Source organism: Rhodococcus wratislaviensis, assembly GCF_041228765.1.
In the GTDB taxonomy this organism is placed as follows: Bacteria; Actinomycetota; Actinomycetes; order Mycobacteriales; family Mycobacteriaceae; genus Rhodococcus_F; species Rhodococcus_F wratislaviensis.
The window spans coordinates 1,866,168-1,884,722 of sequence record NZ_CP150488.1 but is presented as its reverse complement, the minus strand read 5'-3'; the positions used below and the strand labels follow the sequence as shown (position 1 = coordinate 1,884,722).

17 protein-coding genes are annotated in these 18,555 nt (G+C 65.9%); 9 read left to right on the top strand and 8 right to left on the bottom strand.

Features of this window, described 5'->3' with window-relative positions; translation table 11 throughout:
- The first annotated feature begins 18 nt into the window (after nucleotides 1-18).
- Both WKC72_RS08395 and WKC72_RS08390 read left to right on the top strand, forming a co-directional pair.
- Nucleotides 19-1,077, top strand: a complete 1,059-nt coding sequence (locus WKC72_RS08395; RefSeq protein ID WP_370182288.1) for an ABC transporter permease — start codon at nucleotides 19-21, stop codon at nucleotides 1,075-1,077.
- Nucleotides 1,078-1,081: 4 nt separating this feature from the next.
- On the top strand, nucleotides 1,082-1,897 hold the full coding sequence (locus tag WKC72_RS08390) for an ATP-binding cassette domain-containing protein (protein WP_115948502.1): 816 nt from the start codon (nucleotides 1,082-1,084) through the stop codon (nucleotides 1,895-1,897).
- Between the two features lie 84 nt (nucleotides 1,898-1,981).
- Here the strand turns inward: WKC72_RS08390 and WKC72_RS08385 are convergent, their stop codons facing one another.
- Nucleotides 1,982-3,016, bottom strand: coding sequence for a LacI family DNA-binding transcriptional regulator (locus WKC72_RS08385; RefSeq protein ID WP_370182287.1), 1,035 nt, complete (start codon nucleotides 3,014-3,016; stop codon nucleotides 1,982-1,984).
- Nucleotides 3,017-3,272: 256 nt separating this feature from the next.
- On the opposite strand from WKC72_RS08385, the gene WKC72_RS08380 reads away from it, so the two are divergent.
- The 5 genes from WKC72_RS08380 (at nucleotide 3,273) to WKC72_RS08360 (ending at nucleotide 8,682) form a co-directional block, all read left to right on the top strand.
- A complete protein-coding gene (locus tag WKC72_RS08380) occupies nucleotides 3,273-4,709 on the top strand; it encodes an NAD(P)/FAD-dependent oxidoreductase (protein WP_370182286.1) in 1,437 nt (478 codons plus the stop codon).
- 43 nt (nucleotides 4,710-4,752) lie between these two features.
- A complete protein-coding gene (locus WKC72_RS08375; RefSeq protein WP_128970080.1) occupies nucleotides 4,753-5,001 on the top strand; it encodes a hypothetical protein in 249 nt (82 codons plus the stop codon).
- Between the two features lie 30 nt (nucleotides 5,002-5,031).
- The gene (locus WKC72_RS08370; protein WP_370182285.1) at nucleotides 5,032-6,525 is read left to right on the top strand and encodes a CoA-acylating methylmalonate-semialdehyde dehydrogenase; all 1,494 of its coding nucleotides are present in this window, start codon (nucleotides 5,032-5,034) and stop codon (nucleotides 6,523-6,525) included.
- Nucleotides 6,526-6,646: 121 nt separating this feature from the next.
- Nucleotides 6,647-8,062 carry a sugar porter family MFS transporter gene (locus WKC72_RS08365; RefSeq protein ID WP_128970078.1) on the top strand — a complete coding sequence of 472 codons (1,416 nt, stop codon included), beginning with the start codon at nucleotides 6,647-6,649 and terminating at the stop codon, nucleotides 8,060-8,062.
- 161 nt (nucleotides 8,063-8,223) lie between these two features.
- Complete coding sequence (locus WKC72_RS08360; protein ID WP_268792264.1) at nucleotides 8,224-8,682, top strand: hypothetical protein; 459 nt, start codon at nucleotides 8,224-8,226, stop codon at nucleotides 8,680-8,682.
- A gap of 68 nt (nucleotides 8,683-8,750) precedes the next feature.
- Here WKC72_RS08360 and WKC72_RS08355 read toward each other — a convergent pair whose 3' ends face one another.
- The 7 genes from WKC72_RS08355 to WKC72_RS08325 all read right to left on the bottom strand — a co-directional run bounded on the left by WKC72_RS08355 (nucleotide 8,751) and on the right by WKC72_RS08325 (nucleotide 16,061).
- Nucleotides 8,751-9,503: an SDR family NAD(P)-dependent oxidoreductase gene (locus WKC72_RS08355; protein ID WP_370182284.1), complete on the bottom strand. Its 753-nt coding sequence runs from the start codon at nucleotides 9,501-9,503 to the stop codon at nucleotides 8,751-8,753.
- A complete protein-coding gene (locus WKC72_RS08350) occupies nucleotides 9,500-9,808 on the bottom strand; it encodes a YciI family protein (protein ID WP_037239817.1) in 309 nt (102 codons plus the stop codon). Before WKC72_RS08350 ends, WKC72_RS08355 begins: the two co-directional genes overlap by 4 nt.
- A 1-nt stretch (nucleotide 9,809) precedes the next feature.
- Entirely contained in the window at nucleotides 9,810-11,543 is a 1,734-nt protein-coding gene (locus tag WKC72_RS08345; RefSeq protein WP_370182283.1) for an FAD-dependent oxidoreductase, read from the bottom strand.
- 164 nt (nucleotides 11,544-11,707) lie between these two features.
- Nucleotides 11,708-12,469, bottom strand: coding sequence for an IclR family transcriptional regulator (locus WKC72_RS08340; protein WP_268789254.1), 762 nt, complete (start codon nucleotides 12,467-12,469; stop codon nucleotides 11,708-11,710).
- 18 nt (nucleotides 12,470-12,487) lie between these two features.
- Complete coding sequence (locus WKC72_RS08335; protein ID WP_037239808.1) at nucleotides 12,488-13,840, bottom strand: MFS transporter; 1,353 nt, start codon at nucleotides 13,838-13,840, stop codon at nucleotides 12,488-12,490.
- A gap of 170 nt (nucleotides 13,841-14,010) precedes the next feature.
- On the bottom strand, nucleotides 14,011-15,288 hold the full coding sequence (locus WKC72_RS08330) for a hypothetical protein (protein ID WP_370182280.1): 1,278 nt from the start codon (nucleotides 15,286-15,288) through the stop codon (nucleotides 14,011-14,013).
- A gap of 119 nt (nucleotides 15,289-15,407) precedes the next feature.
- On the bottom strand, nucleotides 15,408-16,061 hold the full coding sequence (locus tag WKC72_RS08325) for a TetR/AcrR family transcriptional regulator (RefSeq protein ID WP_370182279.1): 654 nt from the start codon (nucleotides 16,059-16,061) through the stop codon (nucleotides 15,408-15,410).
- 76 nt (nucleotides 16,062-16,137) lie between these two features.
- Here WKC72_RS08325 and WKC72_RS08320 point away from each other — a divergent pair, with 76 nt between their 5' ends.
- Both WKC72_RS08320 and WKC72_RS08315 read left to right on the top strand, forming a co-directional pair.
- A complete protein-coding gene (locus WKC72_RS08320) occupies nucleotides 16,138-17,031 on the top strand; it encodes an SDR family oxidoreductase (protein ID WP_128641059.1) in 894 nt (297 codons plus the stop codon).
- Nucleotides 17,032-17,061: 30 nt separating this feature from the next.
- A complete protein-coding gene (locus WKC72_RS08315; protein WP_370182278.1) occupies nucleotides 17,062-18,555 on the top strand; it encodes a flavin-containing monooxygenase in 1,494 nt (497 codons plus the stop codon).

The following is an 18,555-nucleotide window of genomic DNA, read 5'->3' as shown; positions in this document are numbered from 1 at the left end:
CGTAACGGAAGGAAAGTCATGTCCACACAGCAAGATCTGGACCTTGCCAGTCACAAGGTCGTCCACGACGAGAGGGTGAAGGAGCAGAAACGCCTGCAGCGTCTGCTGGTCCGCCCGGAGATCGGGTCCCTGTTCGGGGCGATCGCCATCTTCGTCTTCTTCATGGTCGTCGCACCCCCGTTCCGCAGCCCCGAAGCGTTGGCCACGGTGCTCTACGCCTCCTCCACGATCGGGATCATGGCGTGCGCGGTGGCGCTGTTGATGATCGGCGGCGAATTCGACCTCTCCGCCGGTGTCGCGGTCACCACCAGTTCCCTCGCGGCGTCGATGATCGCCTACAACCTGCACCTGAACCTGTGGGCCGGCGCCGCCCTCGCCCTGGTGGTGTCGCTGGCGGTCGGGTTCTTCAACGGGTACCTGGTGATGAAGACGAAGATCCCCAGCTTCCTGATCACGCTGAGCTCGTTCCTGATGCTCACCGGCATCAACCTGGCGGTCACCAAACTGATCACCGGGCAGGTCGCCACCCCCAGCGTGTCCGACATGGCCGGGTTCGACTCGGCGAAGAAGGTGTTCGCGTCCTCCTTCGAGGTCGGCGGGGTGTCGGTGCGGATCACCGTGCTCTGGTGGCTGCTGTTCACCGCGATCGCCACCTGGGTGCTGTTCAAGACCCGGATCGGGAACTGGATCTTCGCCGTCGGCGGCAACCAGGACTCCGCCCGCGCCATCGGTGTGCCGGTCACCAAGGTCAAGATCGGGTTGTTCATGACCGTCGGGTTCGCTGCCTGGTTCGTCGGCATGCACCTGCTGTTCTCGTTCAACACCGTCCAGTCCGGGCAGGGCATCGGCAACGAGTTCCTCTACATCATCGCCGCGGTCATCGGCGGCTGCCTGCTCACCGGCGGCTACGGCACCGCGATCGGCGCCGCGATCGGCGCGTTCATCTTCGGCATGACGAACCAGGGCATCGTCTACGCCGGCTGGAACCCGGACTGGTTCAAGTTCTTCCTCGGCGCGATGCTGCTGTTCGCGGTCATCGCCAACAATGCCTTCCGCAACTACGCCGCCAAGAGGTGACCGCATGAGTACCATCGAACAGATGCCCGTCGATACCGAACCCGGGGACGGCGGCAAGATCCCGCTGATCGAGCTCAAACACGTCGGCAAGCAGTACGGCAACATCATCGCCCTGCAGGACATCAACCTGCGGGTGCGGGCCGGGGAGGTCACCGGTGTCCTCGGCGACAACGGGGCCGGCAAGTCCACCCTGATCAAGATCATCGCCGGGCTGCACCAGCAGAGTGAGGGCGAGTTGCTCGTCGACGGCGAGGCCCTCACCTTCGGCTCCCCGAAGGAGGCCCTGTCCAAGGGCATCGCCACCGTCTACCAGGACCTGGCGGTGGTGTCGCTGATGCCGGTGTGGCGCAACTTCTTCCTCGGTCAGGAACTGCGGAAGGGACCGCTGAAGTCCCTCGACGCGAACGGGATGCGCGCCACCACGATGTCGGAGTTGTCGAAGATGGGCATCGAACTGCCCGACGTCGACGCCCCCATCGGCTCGCTGTCCGGTGGGCAACGCCAGTGCGTGGCGATCGCCCGGGCGATCTTCTTCGGCGCCCGCGTCCTGATCCTCGACGAGCCCACCGCCGCCCTGGGTGTCAAGCAGTCCGGGATGGTGCTGCGCTACATCTCCGCCGCCAAGGAACAGGGCTTCGGGGTCGTGTTCATCACCCACAACCCGCACCACGCCTACATGGTCGGCGACCACTTCGTCCTCCTCAACCGCGGACGCCAGAAACTGGACTGCACCTTCGACGAGATCAGCCTCGAAGAACTCACCCAGCAAATGGCAGGCGGCGACGAACTCGAAGCACTCACCCACGAACTGCGGCGCTGAACTCACGGATCCCAACCACACGACTGCACCGCCCCGGAATTCCGGGGCGGTGCAGTCGTGCGCCGATACTCCAGAACCACACCCTCAGGGCATGTTGTAGGGAGTGATGATCCGGATCGGTGACATCGCCGTGGTCACGTTCGATAGCCCGCCGCGCCCCTGAATCAGCATGCGGCAGGCCAGGTTCGCGTCCGACCGAAGATCGTGATCGAGGACCGCCGAGATCTTCTTGTCGCGAAGCAGTTGCTTGTTGTCCTGGTCGAGGTCGTGGCCGATGAACACGCGGTAGCTCCGGCCGAGCTTCTCGAAGGCACGCACGGTCGCCGTGTTGCCGCCGCCGATCGAATAGACCGCCTCGATCTCGGGGTTGCGTTCGAGGGCCTCGAGGACGAGGTGCTCGACGGTGGTGTCGAGGCCCTCACTTTCGGAGATGTCGATCAATGTGCGCTGAGATCCGATACCCCCGACGCTCCCCGAGCGGCGCAGCGCGCCGCGAAAACCCATCTCGCGCTCCTCTTCTCCACGAAACGCGTTGCTGCTCAGCGTGACCAGCACACTGGCCGAGGTGTCGTACAGCCATTGCTCGAGCAGATACGCGGCGGTCTCACCGGCGGCCCGGTTCTCGATACCGACGTAGCCGACCCGACTGCTGCTCGGCACGTCGGTGGCGTAGGTGACGACGGGGATCCCCGCCTCGGTGAGGCGGTCGATGGCGTCGGAGACCTCGGTGGTGTCGGGGGCCTTGACGATGACGCCCTGAGATGGCTGTTTGACGAGTTTGTCGAGTACCTCAACCATGGCAGGTACCGAGCCGGTCTCTCGAAAGTGGAATCGGGTACGAACCACGGCAGGTGCGAGTGAGGGTAGCTCGGCTTCCACCGCCTCGCGGAACGCTCCGGAAAATCGCGCCGGGGCCTGCATCACGACATCGAAGAGGTACTTTCGCCCCGCCAACCGCAGCTGGGATTGCTGTTTGTCGAGGTCGATGATCGCCTGCGCGACTTCTGCGCGGGTGCCTTCCCGAACCCCGGGTCGGTTGTGAAGCACGCGGTCGACCGTCGCCTCGCTGAGGCCCGCCTGCTGGGCGATCTCTCGAACCTTGTAACGACTGTGCGCCACAACTTCTCCCTTGAGGTGAAAATGATGGACAATGCCTGTTGATTGAGGCGCGTGTCACAGCAAGACTAACAGGGGCAAACGAAATACGCTCCCGGCAACCGGCTCGTGATCGACACGGCTTGCCGCGACCGGTGCCACTCAATGACCGTTGTTCCGCACTCCCCGGCTTCACGCTCACGGCTCGCACCGACCTCAACTCTGGAAATCCGCACGCACACTTCGGTGCCCGAACAGGGCACCGCGGAAAGGCTTTCACATGACCACGCCAGCGCACCAGAATCCCGAACGCCACCAGGTCGTGGTGATCGGCTCGGGATTCGGAGGGCTGTTCGCCACGCAAGGTCTGAAACGCGCCGATGTCGATGTGACGGTCATCGACCGCTCCACCACCCACCTTTTTCAGCCGCTGCTCTACCAGGTGGCGACGGGAATCCTGTCCGAGGGAGAGATCGCGCCGTCGACTCGGACGGTGCTGAAGGACCAGGACAATGCAAGGGTGCTGCTCGGATCGGTGATCGACATCGACCTCGCCGCCCGCACGGTCACCTCACAGTGCGACGATACGACGACCGTCACCCGCTACGACAGCTTGATCGTGTCCGCCGGCGCGCAGCAGTCGTACTTCGGCAACGACCACTTCGCTGAGCACGCACCCGGCCTCAAAACCGTCGACGACGCCCTCGAAGTTCGAGGCCGCATCCTGCATGCCTTCGAGAAGGCCGAGCTGACCGACGACCCGATCGAACGCATCCGTCAGCTCACCTTCGTTGTCGTCGGCGCCGGACCCACCGGGGTGGAGTTGGCCGGTCAGATCGCCGAGCTCGCGCACCGCACCCTCGACGGAACATTCCGATCGATCTCCCCCAAGGCGGCACGAATCGTGCTGCTCGATGCCGCACCGCAAGTGCTGCCGCCCTTCGGGGCCAAGCTCGGCAGTGCGGCGGCCCGCACCCTGCAGAGCAAGGGCGTCGAGGTCGAACTCGGATCGATCGTCACCGACGTCGACGCCCATGGTTTGACCATCAAGGATGCCGACGGAAATACGCGGCGAATCGAGGCGGCGTGCAAGGTGTGGTCTGCCGGAGTGGCGGCCAGCCCCCTGGCGAAACAGCTTGCCGAGCAGACCGGAGCACCACTCGACCGCGCCGGCCGCATCGGTGTCGGTGCCGATCTGACCCTGCCGGGACAGCCGAACGTCTTCGTCATCGGCGACATGATGAGCCGCGACCAACTTCCCGGTGTGGCCCAGACCGCCATCCAGGGTGGACGGTACGCCGCCGATCACATCGCCCGGGAAGTCGGTGAGACTTCTCCTCCGTCGGAGCGAGCACCCTTTCGCTACCGGGACAAGGGCAGTATGGCCACGGTCTGCCGTTTCAGTGCCGTCGCGCAGGTTGGACGGTTCGAGTTCAGTGGATTCGTCGCGTGGCTGCTCTGGCTCGCCGTCCACCTGGTCTACATCGTCGGCTTCCGCAGCCGCATCGTCACTCTGTTGTCCTGGACATCATCGTTCCTCGGTCGCGGCCGCGGCCAGCTGACCACGTCCGAACAGCAAATCCGCGCCCGCTCCGCCGTGACCGGCCAACACATCCAGTTCGGCAACCCCTTCCTGGCGCACAGGACAACTGGTGTCCAGAACCCGTCCAGCGGCACAACCGCGCGCGAAGCCGAACCGGCGATCCGCGCCTCCTAGACGGCAGCCCAACCCCGTTGTCCCCCAGTCGATCGGAAGACCCATGACAGAGAAACTTGGTGACGCCCTCATCGACTTCGCCCTGCGGTGGGCCCCGTTCGGCGGCCCGAACGACGACGACCTCCTCGTCGAATTCGGCATGACCTCGCGCACCTACTACAACCGACTCGCACGCGCGCTGCGGGTGCGGCCGCCCGCTGAGGTCGGAGAAGACATCCATCGCGCACTCCTGGCTCTGTGCTACCGCCCGCACACCACCTCGTACGAGTCCGAGCCCTCCCACATGACCTAGTCACAAGCTCCACGCATGAAAGGTTCACCGATGTCTGACGTCATCTCTCATTGGTTCGACAACAAGAGTTTCACCGGTACGAGCGGCAACACGGCCCCGGTCACCAACCCGGCGACCGGTGCCGTGACCGGTCAGGTCGCCCTGGCCAGCGTCGAGGACGCCCGCGCCGTCATCGACGCCGCCGCGGCCGCGTTCCCCGCCTGGCGCGACACCTCCCTCGCCAAGCGTTCCTCCATCGTGTTCAAGTTCCGGGAACTGCTCAACGCCCGCAAGGGCGAGTTGGCGGAGATCATCACCGCCGAGCACGGCAAGGTCGTCTCCGACGCACTCGGTGAGGTCTCCCGCGGCCAGGAAGTCGTCGAATTCGCCTGCGGCATGCCCCACCTGCTCAAGGGCGGCATGACCGAAAACGCCTCCACCAACATCGACGTCTCCTCCATCCGCCAACCCGTCGGCCCGGTCGGGATCATCTCCCCGTTCAACTTCCCCGCCATGGTCCCGATGTGGTTCTTCCCCATCGCCATCGCCGCCGGCAACACCGTCGTGTTGAAGCCGTCCGAGAAGGACCCGACCGCCGCGATCTGGATGGCCGAACTCTGGGCCGAAGCCGGACTCCCGGCCGGGGTGTTCAACGTCCTGCAGGGCGACAAGACCGCCGTCGACGAACTCCTCACCAACCCCGCCATCAAGGCCATCTCCTTCGTCGGCTCCACCCCCATCGCCCAGTACGTGTACGCCACCGGCACCGCCCACGGCAAACGCGTCCAGGCACTCGGCGGGGCGAAGAACCACGCCATCGTCCTCCCGGACGCCGACCTCGACCTCGCCGCCGACGCCATGGTCAACGCCGGCTTCGGCTCCGCCGGCGAACGCTGCATGGCCATCTCCGCCCTGGTCGCGGTCGGCGACATCGCCGACGAACTGGTCGCCAAGATCAAAGAGCGCACCGACACCCTCGAGATCGGCGACGGCACCCAGGACTCCGACATGGGACCGCTGGTGACGAAGGTGCACCGCGACAAGGTCGCCTCCTACATCGACGCCGGCGAACAGGACGGCGCCACCATCGTCGTCGACGGGCGCACCGTGCAGGCGAATGGCGGTGCGGACGGGTTCTGGCTCGGACCGACCCTGATCGACCACGTCACCACGGACATGAGTGTGTACACCGACGAAATCTTCGGACCCGTCCTGTCCGTGATCCGGGTCGAGTCCTACGACGAGGCCCTGGAACTGGTGAACGCCAGCCAGTTCGGCAACGGCACCGCCATCTTCACCAACGACGGCGGCGCCGCGCGCCGGTTCCAGAACGAGGTCGAGGTCGGCATGGTCGGCATCAACGTCCCCATCCCCGTCCCCATGGCCTACTACAGCTTCGGGGGCTGGAAGAACTCCCTGTTCGGCGACAGCCACGCGCACGGCACCGAAGGTGTGCACTTCTTCACCCGCGGCAAGGTCGTCACCACCCGCTGGCTCGACCCCAGCCACGGCGGCCTCAACCTCGGATTCCCCCAGAACAACTGACCTCCGGCGCCAGCCGGCACCCCGGCAAAGACTCGGCAAATGATCCCCCGGTTCGATACAAGAGTCTCTGCTTCAGCAGAATTCGCATCTCCTGTCATGGAGTGCAACGAGGAGAAGTTTCATGTTGACCGACTCTGGCCGCGAAACCCACGCCACATCCAGTCCCACTCGCAGCAACCGCCCCTCCAAGCGTCTCGGCCTCATCGCATTCATCGCAACGTTCGGCGGCCTGCTCTTCGGATACGACACCGGTGTCATCAACGGTGCCCTCGAACCACTCGAGGAAGACCTCGGGCTCACCGCGCTCACCGAGGGCTTCGTGGTCAGCATTCTCATCTTCGGCGCGGCATTCGGAGCACTGATCGGCGGCCGACTCTCCGACCGATACGGCCGTCGCCACAACATTTTGCTGCTCTCGGTCGTTTTCATGACGGGAACTCTCGGCTGCGTCCTCGCGCCGACATGGGAGGTACTGGCAGCCTTCCGCTTCGTCCTCGGCCTCGCCGTCGGTGGTGCATCAGCAACCGTCCCGGTGTATTTGGCCGAGATGTCCCCCGCGGAGCGACGCGGCAGCATCGTCTCGCGCAACGAGTTCATGATCGTGTCCGGTCAATTCCTCGCATTTGTCATCAATGCCGTCATCTTCAACCTCTGGGGGGAGCACGATTCGGTCTGGCGGTACATGCTGCTGGTCGCTGTGGCCCCGGCGATAGTGCTACTCCTCGGCATGCTTCGAATGCCCGAAAGCCCGCGGTGGCTGATCTCGCAGGGTCGTCACGACGACGCACTCATGGTCCTGAAGCAGGTCCGCACCCCCGAAGCCGCGCATGCCGAAATGGCGGAGGTCGAAGCCCTCGCCGAGGAAGAAGAACTCACCCAGGTCGGCGGCCCAATCGACCTGTCCGTGAAGTGGATACGACGCTTGATGCTGATCGGGATCGGACTCGGGGTATTCCAGCAGTTCACCGGCATCAACTCGGTGATGTACTACGGAACCCAGCTGCTCGCCGATGCTGGATTCTCCTCGAGCGCCGCCATCGTCGCGAACACCCTCAACGGTCTCGTCAGCGTACTCGGCATCACCATCGCGCTGAAGGTAATGAACAAAGTCAACCGACGCACCATGCTGTTCGTCGGTTTCGCTCTCATCACCATCTTCCACCTGCTCATCGGTCTCTCCGCAGTGCTGCTACCGGATGGCCCCGTCAAGGCGTATTGCATCCTCGTATTCGTCGTCCTGTTCGTGTTCTCCATGCAAGGCACAATCGGACCCCTCGCGTGGTTGATGCTCGCGGAAATCTTCCCGCTCAAGATCCGCAGCTTCGCCATCGGCGTCTGCATCTTCGTCCTCTGGATCGCCAACGCCCTGGTGGCGCTGTTCTTCCCTCCAGTCGTCGCAGCGATCGGCATCGCGATGACCTTCTTCATCTTCGCCGGCCTCGGCCTTCTCGCACTGATCTTCACCACCCAGGTGCCTGAAACCCGCGGACGTTCCCTCGAGGAGCTCGAAGACCATTTCCGCGAGAAGTACTCCTGATCACGCGTCTTACGAGAAGGACCCGATCATGACGGTGTCGGCCAGCGACTGATCCTGCACGCGCCCGTACCCGTCTCGGCCGTCGAGAACGAGTGACATGACGTCGGTCCACAGAGACCGCGCCGTTGCACACCCTCATGTGGTCGAACGAAGATGGAACGGTGATCATCGAACGCAGCTCGGTCGTCGGCGCACCGATCGGACAGGTGTGGGCCAGGGTCGTCGACCCGGAGGGGATCAACGACGAAATGCGTCCGTGGATGACGATGAGCATCCCGCGGGGTCGGGAGTCGATCACGATCGACACGGTCCCGGTCGGTGAACCGCTCGGGCGGGCGTGGCTGCGGTTGTTCGGGCTCGTCCCGTTCGACTACGACGATCTGACCATCGCCGAACTCGAACCGTACCGGCGGTTTCACGAGAAGTCGACGATGCTCAGCATGCGCCGGTGGGAGCACGAGCGGACGCTGCGGCCCTTCGATGACGGGAGCACCGGCGTCCACGACCGGATCACGTTCGAGCCGCGGCTTCCGCTGGTGCCGTTGACGCCGGTGCTCGCCCGCGTCCTCGGCGCGTTCTTCGCGCACCGGCATCGCCGTCTGGTGCGGCACTTCACCTGACGGCCGCGTCCAATGTCACACCGGTGCAGTTAGACTGAACCAATGCGACATTGGGCGCGGCCAACGAGTCAGTGCGCCGTGTACCCACCGTCGACGACGAGTTCGGTGCCGGTGGTGAAGCCGGATTCGTCCGAGGCGAGGTAGAGCACCCCGTACGCGATCTCGTCGGGCTCCCCCTGCCGCGGGAGGGGGTTGCCGGAGACGAGTTGACGGTAGTACTCCTCCGGTCCGATGGCGCTGCCCTCGGCCGACCGCTGGCTCATCGCCGTCCGCATCGACCCGGGGTGGATCGAGTTGACACGAATGCCGTGCGGACCGTACGTGACGGCGTCGGCCTTGCTGAGAAGTCGCACAGCACCTTTCGACGCGTGATACAGCGGTACGTTGGAGCCTCCGGTCAGCCCGTGGATCGACGAGAAGTTCACGATGCTGCCCTTCGTCCGGCCGATCATGTGCGGCACGACGTGCTTGGTCGTGAGCCAGACGCCCTTGACGTTGACGTCGAAGACCTGGTCGAACTCGGCGACCGACGCCTCGTGCGACGGCGCGGGCCTGCCGATGATGCCGGCACAGTTGACCAGGACGTCGGGGACGCCGACGGTCTCCACCACCGCTGCGACTGCCTCGGCGACGCTGGCCTCGTCGGTGACGTCGACGGCGAACGACGTGATCGACCCCGACTCCCATGGGGCAGCCGGCACTGTGAGGTCGAGGGCCGCGACGACCGCCCCCTCGCATGCGAGCATCCGCGCGGTCGCGCCGCCCAGATCACCGTTCGCCCCCGTGACGACGGCGACCTTCCCTGCCACACGACCCGTCATGACCTACCTCCCACTGCTGCGACGGCCCACGGGCCGATCATCGGAATCCACTCGGTGATGTCGTACGACGCGACGTACCCATGCGTCCGGAACGGGTCGCCCTCGACGACGTCGACGACGTCCTGCTTGCCCGCGGCCTCGTAGATCATCGCCGCACCGGGGTCTTCGCCTGCCGCGAACGGACCGGACCCGAGGATCAGTCCGCGGTCGGCGGCCGCCTGCAGGTAACTCTTGTGTTCGGGGCGGTGCTCGTCCCGGCCGGCCGTGTCACCGGTGTATGCGTAGCGGACGAGGAAGAACGGCATGTCAGACCTCTTCCAGAACGGTCGGCTCGACGGATTCGCTGCGCAGCGACGCGAGGATCTCGGCGTCCCGGCCGATGGTGTATCCGAAGACGAGGGCGGGACCGATGTTGGCGCCGTAACCCGGGTAGCCGCCGCCGAAGATGCTGACGGCCGCGGAACCGGCCGCGAACAGACCGGGGATCGGCTGGTTGTCGTCGTCGAGTACCTGGCTGTGCCGGTCGACGGCCAGGCCGGAATAGGCTCCGAGGTCTCCCATCTCGATCTTCGCGGCGTAGTACGGTCCCTTGTCGAGCGGCTCGAGGTTCGGGTTGGGCTGGTGTTCCATGTCGCCCTTGAAGTGGTGGAACCAGTTGGATCCGCGATTGAACTTCGGGTCCTCCCCCTTCGCGGCCCCAGCGTTGAACTCGGAGAGGGTCTTCGTCAGCCCGGCGGCGTCGACACCGATCTCGCGGGCGAGGTCCTCGACCGTGCCGGCCTTGTGGAGGAAGCCGGTCTTCTTGAAATAGCCCTGCGGGATCGGCCACGGCTTGGCGTACCCGATTCCGTACTTGTTCATGGCCTTCGAGTCGGCGATGATGTAGCCGAACGTCTCGTCCTGGCCTGCGTTCTCCTGAATCATCGCCATGCCGAAGTCGTGGTACGAGCTCGACTCGTTGGCGAAACGTTCGCCCTTGCGGTTCACCGCGATCAGTCCGGGGAGCCCGAACGCCCGCAGGTGCGGGAAGATCCGTCTCTGCCCGCGCAGACCGGTGAACACCGTCACCGGGGCCCAGGCGGCCGGCTCGTGGACGTCGGTGTCGACGTGCCCGCCGAGCGGCGCGGCCAGGCGCACGTTGTCGCCGTCGTGCCCGACCGTGGGAGTGAAGTGATTGTCGCCGTGCGGATCATGATCCCAGTACTCCGCCCGCAGCGCCGGATCCGAGGAGTATCCGCCGGCGGCGATGACGACGCCGAGCCGCGCCTCGACCGTTCCCGCGTGCACGCCCCCGAGTACCGCCCCGGTGACGACCCCGTTCTCCGACTGCAGAATCTTCGTCACCGGCGTCTCGGTCCACATCCGGATGCCGAGCTTCGCGGCGGACGACACCATCCGCACCATGAGCGAATTGCCGTTGGTCCGGTCGAACGATCGACGGCAGAGCACCGTCTCGAACCACGTCTTGAGGAGCTTCTTCGACACGTACACAAACGATTTCAACGACTGATTGGCGTGCAGGAACTGTGCGATGTCGGGTCCGACCTCCGGCATGTACCCGAATACGGTGTAGGTGTCGAGGTAGGGACGCAACCGCAGCCGGTTCTCGCCGAGCGTGCGCGCGTCGACGACCTTGCCCGAGATCGCGCGTCCCGACGGCTTCGCGCCCGGCGCATCCATCTGGTAGTCCGGAGCCATTTCCGGATAGACGAATTCGACGTCGGTGTCGCGCTCGAGCCAGTCGATCGCCTCGGGGACCTCGTCGAGGAACGTGTCGACCATCTCGGCCTTGTAGCAGTCCTTGGCGAGTGCGCGGATGTAGGTTTCGATCTCCAGGCGGGTGTCACCCTGCGCGACGCCCTGCTTGTTGCCCGGCACCCACGCCCAGCCGCCCGAGATCGCGGTGGTCCCGCCGAGCCACTGCGACTTCTCGGCGACGATGACGCTGTGCCCCTCGCTCGCCGCCTTGAGTGCGGCGGCCATGCCTGCGGCCCCGGATCCGATGACCAACAGGTCGCATTTGACAGTTTTCGAGCTCATGTTTGAACCTTCCCTGGAGAGTCGGCACACGATCGGACATGTACTGGTGTGCAGTACCTTTCGGCTCACGCTGTGCGATCGGTGACAGTGTGTTCGTGACAATCACTCTGACCGACCTGCGACCGGAGTCACAGCGCGACTCCAATGGATGGAAAAGGATTCTGTCAGGGCCGCGATCCGCGCGTCATCGCCCGGGTGATGCCGCGGGACGCCGTCGTCAGCGCCGCGACCACCGACTGAGGGTTGGCCTGATCGTGCGGTATGACGACGGACAGGGCGGCGATCACCCTGCCGCCGTCGGTGTCCCGCACGGGCACAGCGACTCCCGTCGCTCCCGGGGTGATGAGACCGGCGGCCACCGCGAAGTGCTGGTGCCGGACCTCGGCGAGCAGACGTCGCATCTGCTCCGGGTCGGTGACGGTGGCATCGGTGTAGCGCTCGAGCGGCTGCGCCAGCAACTGGTCCTGCACGTCGCGGGAGGCGTTCGCCATCAGGACCAGGCCGGACGAGCAGGCATGCACCGGAAGACGTCCGGCGATCTTGGTGACGTTGACGACGGACCCACGCGTGGAGAGCCGTTCGACGAACAGCACCTCGTTGCCGTCGAGGATGCCCAGCTGGGTGTGCTGCTTGATCGCGGCGTTCACGTCCTCCATGAACGGCATCGCGGCCTCGCGCAGGCTCAGGGTGTGCGAACCGCGGGACCCGAGTTCCCACATCCGCACGCCGATGCTGATGCGGGTGTCGTTGCGTTCGAGGAGGCGGTACTTCACGAGTTCCCCGACGATGCGGTGCGCCGTCGCGACGGGGAGGTCGGACCGACGTGCGATATCGGACACCGACAGGGACGGTGTGTCCGCGTCGAAGGAGGACAAGACCCTCACGACGCGGGCAGTGACCGATTCTCCAGTCGGTGTCCGTGACATCGTCCTATTGTCCTCCGGCTACTCCTGCGGGGTCGACGTACGTCCGAGTTCGGCCAGCGGTACCCGGTACGTCTCGCGGGCAGTGAAGGCGGCGACGGACGAGACCAGCATGCAGAGCGCCGTGAACACCGCGACGGGGACCCACGCGTTCACCCCGGTGCCCAGCAGCGCCCAGCCGATCGCCGGGGCGAAGCCGGCGATGAGGAAGCCGATCTGCGTACCGACCGCGAAGCCGGAGTAGCGCACGGGCGCGGCGAACATCTCGGTGAAGAAGCTGGGCCAGAGGCCGTTCACCATCGAATAGAACAGCGTCATCGTGAGCAGCGCGGCGAGGAAGATCAGTGGAATGGAGCCGACCGAGATGGCCCAGAAGTACCCGAAGATCGTCACGGCGCACCCGAGGGCACCGGTGATCCAGACCGGTCGGCGTCCGACGCGGTCCGACAGCTTGGCGAGCAGCGGGATCGCGACGATGGACCCCGCGATCGACACGGACGACGCCCACAGCATCGTGGTGCGGTCGATGCCGACGTCGGGTCCGGTGGCGTAGGCGAGCCCGAAGACCGTGAACACCGTCTGCCCGACCGCGAACAGCGAACACAGAGCGATCCGCAGGACGTCCCGCCACTGGGTGGTCACGACGGTGACGACGGGCAGCTTCTGCACTTCCGCGTGCTCGCGCGACTCCTCGAACACCGGGGTCTCGTCGAGCTTGGTGCGCACGAAGTAGGCCACCACGAGCATGACCGCGCTGCACCAGAACGGAATTCGCCAGCCCCAGCTGTCGAGTTGTTCTTTCGGCAGCGCGGCCACGGGGATGAAGACGAGGGTCGCGAGGACCATCCCGGCGGCATATCCGGTCATGGTGAAACTGGTGAAGAACGCCCGCCGCCCCTCGGGTGAGTGCTCGAGCGTGAGGGTGCTGGCGCCGGCGGCCTCACCGCCCGCGGAGAATCCCTGCGCGAGCCGGCACAGGACGAGGAGGATCGGGGCCGCGATGCCGATCTGCTCGTACGTGGGCAGGAATCCGATCGCGAGACTGGACAGGCCCATGATGAGCAGGGTCAGCAGCAGAATCTTCTTGCGTCCCAGCTTGTCTCCGAAGTGGCCGAGGACGATGCCGCCGACGGGCCTGGCCACGTAGCCGACGCCGAACGTCGCGAGCGCGGCGACCGTGCCGATCGCGTCGTTGCCTGCCGGGAAGAAGGTGTGCCCGAAGACGAGGGCGGCGGCGGATCCGTAGATGAAGAAGTCGTAGTACTCGAGCGCACTTCCGAGGAAGGACGCGAGCGCCGCCTTCTTCGGCGTCTTCGTGACCTCCGTGGGTGTCGCGGTCGTCGGGCTGTCGTGCGTGACGGCGGATACGTTCATCGACTCTCCTGCGATCGGGCCTGGCGTGGTGTGACACAACGTGCCAATCACGGCTACGCGTGCACAACGTCACATCCATCCATTGGAAAGCCGGCCTCGCGCCCCGGACGAACGGGACGGTCGTTGCGTCAGATCGAACGAGCGTCCCGTTCGTCCTGCAACGGCAACGGCTACGGATGCGCCGGGGACAACTCCCAGCCGGTGCTCATGTCGCGGGCGAGGTCGGGCACCCGCCGCAGCACCCGCTGGCTCTCGACGAAGTCGCGGAACGGGATGGCGAGCAGAGCCCGCAACTCTCCCGGACGTCCTTCGGCGAGCCGCTGGTAGGACGACGCGATGTCACTGACGATGTACTGCCAGCGCGGTTCGCGATCGGCCCAGTTGAAGCCGGGCATGGGCGTGCGGAGCCGGTAGGTCGAGCCGTTCACGTCGCCGTCGACCGACATCGGCGCAACCTGTCCCGGTGCGCGCGAACCGGGAACTGACGGTTGCGCCGCCAGGGTCGTTGCGTACGTGAGCGCGCGGCCGACGCCGTCGCGGGCCGCCGCGGTGACGTCCCACTGATCGGCGATGATCTGATTCTGCTCCCGCGACGCCATCCGGAACAGCGCGTCCACATACCCTTCGGGTGTGCCGGAGAAGATGCCGTTCCAGGCAATCTCGGCGTTCTCGTCGAGCAGTCCGGCGGCGGCCATCTCCTCGACAGCGGTCCGGCCCTCGTTCAGGTACGCCTCGTGCATCGGCACCATGTCGAAGTAGATGTGCTTCTGCATCATCAGCAGGCGCTTCTGGTACCAGTCCATGTCCTCGGCTGTCATCGCCGGGCCGAGGGTCGCGAGCGTTCTCGGGTCCGCGGGCAGGAGCGTCATCGCTCCGCCGGGCAACCCCCGGACCGTGGACGCGACGGCGTTGCCCAGGGCGTGGACGGCGTCGACTCCGAGCACGGTGCGGCCGAGGTCGAGGTCCCAGAAGCCGGCGGCAAACGAACCCCCCGCCAGCCCGGCCATCCCGGACCAGTAGAGCTCGGTGCGCTGAAGTTGGTACCGGCCGTAATTCTCGTAGACCCGGTCGACCACCGCAGCGTTGGCGATCAGCCCCGCGTTCGGATCCCACGCCGCCAGGTCGATGCCGGACGCCTCGGATCCTCGAGCGAGCCAATACTGTTGCAGAAGAGCGGAATAGCGTGTAGCAGCGACGCCGTCGGAGCGGGCGGCCGCGAGCGCGGCACCGAGAACGGCGGAGTCGGTGGGCAACCGGGGGTCGAGTCCGCCGATCGATTCCGCCGCCGCGTTCGCCGGCGTGATGTCGAGCAGGCCCTCGTAACCGGCGGCGTGCGCGACGATCGGCGGCGGCGCCGCGAGCCCGACGATCCCGAGCAGCGCGGCGAGCACCGCGCGGATCGTGGTGTTGCGGACCCACGGCGATTGGCAGTGCACAGCACCGGGCATGTCAGGTATTTAACAACATATATGTGATGGCGTCCGGGGTTTGCCGGGATTGCTGCCGGCACACGCAGTCCAGGTCAGCGCACGTGAGTGGCAAAGCGTGCGCCCGGACTCCGCGCCACTCACATGGGCGGGGTACCGAGTTGGCCCAGGACGGCCGAGAGGATGGTGTGCGCGCTGCCGATGACGGACTCGATCGGCTGCGGGTTCTCCGACAGCACCCATTGCTGGGCAATCATCAGGACGGCTCCCACCAGGCCGGTCGCGAGGGTGCGCAGGTGGAAGTCGGGGAATGCGGCCCGGTCGACGGCCGGACCGATGACGACGAGGACGGAGTCCACGAACGACAGGGTGACGCGTCGGTACGCGTGGTCGACCTCCGGACCGACGCCGAGAACCTCCTGGAATGCGATCCGCGGGATCCGCGGGTCGTCGGCGACGGTTCGGAAGAACGCGGTCAGTGCACCGCGAACCCGCGCGTCGAGATCGGCGCCGCCGTCTCCCGCGCCGCGCAGGACGCTGTCCCGCAGGCGGTCGGTCACGCTCGCGTACGCCGCCAGGAGCAGGGCCTCGCTGTCGTCGAAGGACTCGTAGAAGTAGCGCTTGGTGAGCCCGGCGGTCGCGCAGATCTTCTCCACCGTCGCGGACCGGTATCCGCTGGTCCCGAACACTTCGACGGCCGCGTCGACGAGGCGCACGCGCCGCTCTTCCTGACGCTGGCGCGGACCCGCACCGCGGTAGGTGCGGCCCGTTGCGTCGAGCTTGGGCGAACTCACGCCCCCATATTGACACCGCACAGTTCCAGATACAAACTGACACCGAACGGTGCCAGATCACACGCCAGGAGATCCCATGCCCACGCTCAGGAACAAAGTCGCGCTCGTCACCGGGGCCGCGCGTGGCATCGGTGCAGAGACGTCTCGCGCCCTCGCCCGCAAGGGCGTCAAACTGGTTCTGATCGATCTGGACGCCGAACCGCTGAAGGCGCTCGCCGCCGAACTCGGCGACGACGTCGCGATCGCCGCGGCCGCCGACGTGTGCGATCTGGCCGCCGTGCAAAAGGCCGTCGACGCCGGCATCGCGAAGTTCGGCGGCATCGACCTCGTACTCGCGAACGCCGGCATCGCCAGTTTCGGCTCGGTCCTGCACGTCGATCCGGCCACGTTCAAGCGGGTCATCGACATCAACATTCTCGGCGTCTTCCACACCGTCCGCGCTGCACTGCCCTCCGTGATCGAACGCAAGGGCTACATCCTCGTCGTCTCTTCGCTCGCCGCGTTCGCGCCCGTGGCCGGTCTGGCCGCCTACAACGCGAGCAAGGCCGGAATCGAACATTTCGCCAACGCCCTGCGTCTCGAAGTCGCACACCACGGCGTCACCGTGGGCTCCGCGCACATGTCGTGGATCGACACACCGCTCGTCCAGGACGCGAAAGCCGACCTCACCGCGTTCAACCAATTTCTCGCCACTCTGCCGGGACCGCTCGGCAAGACGACGTCGGTGGGCTCGTGCGTCGACGCGTTCGTGGTCGCCCTGACCAAGCGGAAGCGCCGGGTCTACGTGCCCCGGTGGGTCGGAATCTTCGCCTGGCTGAAGGCGGTGGTGACGTCGCGGATCGGGGATCGCACGCTACTACCCCCGGTCCCCCGGATCCTTCCGCTGATGGACGAGGAAGCCGCGAAGCTCGGCCGGTCCACCAGCGCACGTAATGTCGCTCTCGGCGACGTCGCCGTAGACCCGAAGTAACCACCCGTCCCCGCCAGCGAGAGAGTGTTCATGTCACACACCGATAGCGCCGTCGAAACCACCGGCGCGAAGGCTCCCGTCGAACACGTCGACGTGCTGATCATCGGGGCCGGACTGTCCGGGATCGGTGCGGCGTACCACCTGCAGGACAACTTCCCCCGACGGACCTACGCCATCCTGGAGAGCCGCGAATCGATCGGCGGCACCTGGGACCTGTTCCGCTACCCCGGTATTCGCTCGGACTCGGACATGCACACCCTCGGGTACCGGTTCAAGCCGTGGACGGGTGAGAAGTCCATCGCCGACGGGCCGTCGATCCTCGAGTACGTCAAGGCCACGGCGGCCGAGCACGGCATCGACCGGAACATCCGGTTCCAGCACAGGGTCGTTCGCGCCGAGTGGTCGACACCCGACGCCCAGTGGACGATCGACGCCGAGCGCTCCGATACCGGTGAAACGGTCCGGTTCACCGCGAACTTCCTGATGTCCTGCAGCGGTTACTACCGCTACGACGAGGGCTACACCCCCGAGTTCCCCGGGATCGACCGGTTCGCCGGGCAGGTTGTGCACCCGCAGAAGTGGCCGGAGGACCTCGACTACGCGGGTAAGCGTGTCGTCATCATCGGCAGCGGCGCCACCGCGGTGACGCTGGCGCCGTCGATGGCCGCCGACGCCGCACACGTGACCATGTTGCAGCGGTCGCCCACCTACATCATCTCGATGCCGGCGAAGGACAAGCTGGCCAACAAGTTGCGGCGCCACCTGCCCGCCAAGCTCGCCTACGCGCTGACTCGGCTGAAGAACGCCTCGGTCGCGACCGCGATCTATCAACTGTGCCAGCGCTATCCGGAATTCATGAAGGGGCGCATCCGGCAGATGCAGGAGAAGTGGCTGCCGCAGGGCTACGACATCGACACCCACTTCACGCCCCGGTACAACCCGTGGGATCAGCGACTGTGCCTCGTGCCCAACGGGGACCTGTTCCGTTCCATCCGGAACGACGAGGTGTCGATCGTGACCGATCACATCGACACCTTCACCGAGACCGGGATCACGCTGAAGTCCGGGGAGGAGCTGCACGCCGACGTCGTCGTCACTGCGACCGGCCTGAACCTGCTCGCGTTCGGCGGAACGACGCTCGCCGTCGACGGCCACGACATCGACCTCACCGACACCATGGCGTACAAGGGAATGATGCTCAGCGGGGTGCCCAACTTCGCGTTCGTCATCGGGTACACCAACGCGTCGTGGACGCTGAAGGCAGACCTGGTGTGCGAGTACGTCTGCCGTCTCCTCGCGCACATGGACGCGAACGGGTTCACGCAGTGCGCCCCGGAGCGCGACAGCTCGGTCGAGGAGGAGCCGTTCCTCGACTTCGCCGCCGGCTACGTGCTGCGGTCGGTGGAGTCGTTCCCGAAGCAGGGGTCGGAAGCGCCGTGGCGGCTGCGGATGAACTACTTCCGCGACCTGGTGACCTTGCGGCACGGCAAGATCGTGGACGACGCGATGGCGTTCCGCCAGTGA